Below are 3,718 nucleotides of genomic sequence, written 5' to 3' on the forward strand. Positions count from 1 at the left end.
TTTTTTAATTCCTCCAAAAATCCGAAGGATTTTCAGTGCCCTCCCTTAAAGGATGGGGTTATTCATTAAATTGAAATGGTTTTATTATTAACGTATGACCCTAGCTGCACTTGAAAAAGCAGATGGATTATATGCAGCAATTTTCACAACATCACCCGTTTGTGGTGCATGGATATATAGACCGCCACCGATATAAATACCGACATGATAAGCAGGTGAACCCTTGAATACTAAATCTCCCGGCTGTACTTGGCTTGGAGAAATTCTAGTACCAACATTCTGCTGGTCACGTGATACCCTTGGTAGACCGATGCCAACGGCACGGAACACATAAGAAGTGAATCCCGAGCAATCAAATCCGCTTGGTGTTGTTCCACCCCAAACGTAAGGAACGCCCAAATATTGTTTAGCAGTTGCAATGATCTTGCTTGCCGCATCAGTATTCGTTATCGCAGGTGCATTGACCGCCGGTGTTGAATTTGAAGCCCCACTTTTCGATGAAGATTTTGGTTGAGACTGTTGTTGCGTTTGTTGTACTTGTTGGGCTTGTTGGGCTTGTAGAGCTTGTTGCGCCTGTTCGGCTAATTGAGCCTGTCTCTGTGCCTCTTGCTGCTGCGCTATCTGTGCCTGCTGTTGTGTCTCTTGGCTTTGTAAGGTGTCCTTCGCAGTTGCTAATTCTTTTTCAATTTCAACTTTATCTTCTTCAATGCTTTTCTGTTCAGCAGCCAATGCATCTTGGCTCTTTTTTAATTGGTCGAACTCATTATGTAATTTTTCCTCTGCATCTTTTAACGCTTGCTGTTTTTCATTTAAACCATTTAATAGGTTTGTATCGGTTTCCATAATTTGGGAAATAGCAGTAAAACGTGTTAAAAACTCAGATAGATCATTCGAAGTGAACAAAAGTTCTGCATATGTAGCGATTGACTGTTTTCCCTCTAATTGAATGCTTTTTAGTCGTTCAGAATAGACCTTTTTATGGGCATCTAAGGCTTTTTTAGCTTCTTCAATTTCAGCCTCAGTTTCTCCAATTTTATCTTGTTGTGTTTTAATTTGATCATTTAGCTTTTGACTTTTCTCCATCGCTAAGCTGATCCGGTTGTCTAATTGTTGAATCTTTGTTTCAAAGTTATTGATTTGTCCTTTTGTTGCATCAATTTGTCCTTGGGTCACTGATGATTCTACTGGACTTGCAAAAGTGGGTGTTGCCTGAATTGTAGCGGCTAGAACTGCAGCGGATACTGTATATTTTATAAATTTTTTTATCATTTCAAGTCTCCTCTTGTCACCTATCGTTAATTCGATCTTTACTATATTACTAGTTTATATTCCAAATGGACTAATAACAATGGATTAGTCGATAATGTAATATAATTGTAATTTTATGTAGAAAAATCTGATAAAGAGTCGACTCCTGCTTCCCACTTTTATTACCCGCGGATGATGGCAGACAGATTTTGTCCAAACTAAAAAGATATGGAACCATTAGTTACCCTATTTCTCCCATTATGCTTAGCAAGATATAAAGCTTTATCTGCCAAATCTAATAGTTCCTTTGGATTCATCGTTTGATTGGGTATGATAGATGCCACCCCGAAACTCATCGTGACCCACTTATTAATCTTCGACATTTCATGGGGGATTTTTAACTGTTCAACTTCTAAGCGAATTCTTTCGGCAATAAAAAAGGCTTCCTGCGAATCTTTTTGAGGCAAAATAATCGCAAACTCTTCTCCCCCATATCTTGCACATACCGCCTCAAATGAATTTAACAAAGTTCTAACTCGATTTGATATATCCATTAGGCACTGATCCCCTACTATATGGCCATAGTAATCGTTGTAGCCTTTAAAATAATCCACATCAAATAAAATCACTGAAAGAGAATTTTGGTTTTGACAAAAAGATTCCCAATAATAATTGACCATCTTATCAAAGTATCTTCGATTATACAGTGCTGTTAAGCCGTCCACATTTGATAAGTATTCTAGCTTTTTCTCATTATCTTTGCTCTTGGTAATATCATTTCGAATAACAATATATTGAAACGGTTTATTGTTCTTATCCAAAAACGGCACAATCGTTGTACTAACCCAAAAGTATTTCCCACTTTTTGTTTTATTTCTCATTTCTCCGTTCCATACCTTCCCGTGAGAAACCGTCGCCCATAAATCTTGGAAAAACTCCTTCGTGTGAAAGCCGCTATTTAAAATCCGCATATTTTTCCCTTTGATTTCGTCAAACGAGTATTCGGAGAGGCGACAGAATTTATCATTGGCATATAAAACATTGGCATTTTTATCTACTATTTGGACCAGATTCGACTCATCTAAGGCAAATTTCAAATCTTGGAGATCTTTTAGGGTATCAAGATACTTTTTTTCAAGTTCTTTTCTAGGTACAATATTTCTATAGGTGTTAACCAATTTATTAATAAACTTGAAATTTGAGTTTAAAGGTGTAGATACATTCCTACGATCTTGCCATGTATATCTGATAAAAAGTGTCATAAAAAATAAGAACGCTGTTATAAGGAAAAAATCCATCCCCTTATGATCATCCATAGTTGTACTCCTTCATGTTTACATGGTTGTCACACTTCCAAAATAAGGAATTTGAGTCTGTTTCACTTAATAGTATAGTAAAATTCATACGACAAAACCAATGTCCATTTTATGACAACATCATTTACTTATTTAGCAACAACAATTTTATTACGACTCTACCCCAATTAATCATTGCTTAACAAGCTCGAATAACCGCAACGATTAAATTTAATTGGTGAGCCATTGCAATAATCGTTTTTACAATCGTGGCATCCTTCGGATTAGTGATACAAGACCGAACAAAAGATTGGTCTATCTTGATTCTATCTATTGGAAATTCCTTTAGGTAATAGAGCGAGCTATATCCAGTTCCGAAATCATCTAAGCTAATTTTGACTCCAATTCCTTTGGTTGATAATAAAGAGTAAATTCATTTTTCTCGAGAGCTTCTTTAAGATCCCATTCTACCTTTAATGTTTTATAAAAATCTATTAAATCCAACGAATCTACTTCCAAAACACTATTTATTATTTATATGACCATGTCCAAGATGTGTAGTTTTTTCTCAAATTTTTCTAGCTAATTTAAAGGTTTTAAGAAATTAAAAAACACGAGTTTAAATTGGTTGAATAATTCAATTTAAACTCGTGTTGTGGAGTAAGTTAGTAAGTAAGTTATTTTACTATTTAATGTTTTTTTTAAAATTTTCTTATTTATCATCAGGAATATATACCGAATTAAAGAAATATTCACCTACATAACCAGTAGTGATCTCATTTAATATTAACGGAGAAAGAGTTACGTCTACATAAATTGCAATACCACTTTTTCGATTTCTAATTGTTCTATATTGAATAGATTGATTATCATTTTTTACTTGTTTTAAATATCTATTCAATTTAAAACGCAAAACCAAAGGGACATGTGGAAGAAAATTAGCATGTCGACCAATAACATCCATTCTGTTCCAACCGAATAGTTCTTCAAACGTATCATTGACCGATTCCACTTTCCCCTTCAGATCCAATATGCAAATTCCAGTTGTCGTATGATTAAACCAACAATATGAATCTTCTCCAAAAATCTAATCAGAGTAATCCACCTTTCTTTTATATCAAAGTCGATTTACTATTTAGAAATAATTTATACATTTCTCATTGTTTAACTAATTG

The 3,718-nt window shown here is 34.6% G+C and carries 3 protein-coding genes and 1 pseudogene; all 4 read right to left on the reverse strand.

Translation table 11 applies throughout. The features are described 5' to 3' along the window. Positions 1-87: 87 nt before the first annotated feature. Entirely contained in the window at positions 88-1,269 is a 1,182-nt protein-coding gene (locus tag TY15_RS22585; protein WP_040206400.1) for a C40 family peptidase, read from the reverse strand. A gap of 197 nt (positions 1,270-1,466) precedes the next feature. Next, positions 1,467-2,564, reverse strand: coding sequence for a sensor domain-containing diguanylate cyclase (locus TY15_RS22590; protein ID WP_040206398.1), 1,098 nt, complete (start codon positions 2,562-2,564; stop codon positions 1,467-1,469). A 199-nt stretch (positions 2,565-2,763) separates the two neighbouring features. After that, positions 2,764-2,955: pseudogene (locus TY15_RS23900) on the reverse strand (EAL domain-containing protein); the annotation flags it as partial. A gap of 300 nt (positions 2,956-3,255) precedes the next feature. Then, positions 3,256-3,630 carry a PAS domain S-box protein gene (locus TY15_RS22595; protein ID WP_081799497.1) on the reverse strand — a complete coding sequence of 125 codons (375 nt, stop codon included), beginning with the start codon at positions 3,628-3,630 and terminating at the stop codon, positions 3,256-3,258. Positions 3,631-3,718: the final 88 nt, after the last annotated feature.

It is taken from the genome of Neobacillus jeddahensis (assembly GCF_000612625.1).
GTDB classification, from domain to species: domain Bacteria; phylum Bacillota; class Bacilli; order Bacillales; family Cytobacillaceae; genus Neobacillus; species Neobacillus jeddahensis.

Coding starts and splice junctions, on each gene's coding strand:
- TY15_RS22585 (WP_040206400.1), bottom strand. CDS start 1,269: ATGATAAAAAAATTTATAAAATATACAGTATCCGCTGCAGTTCTAGCC.
- TY15_RS22590 (WP_040206398.1), bottom strand. CDS start 2,564: ATGGATGATCATAAGGGGATGGATTTTTTCCTTATAACAGCGTTCTTA.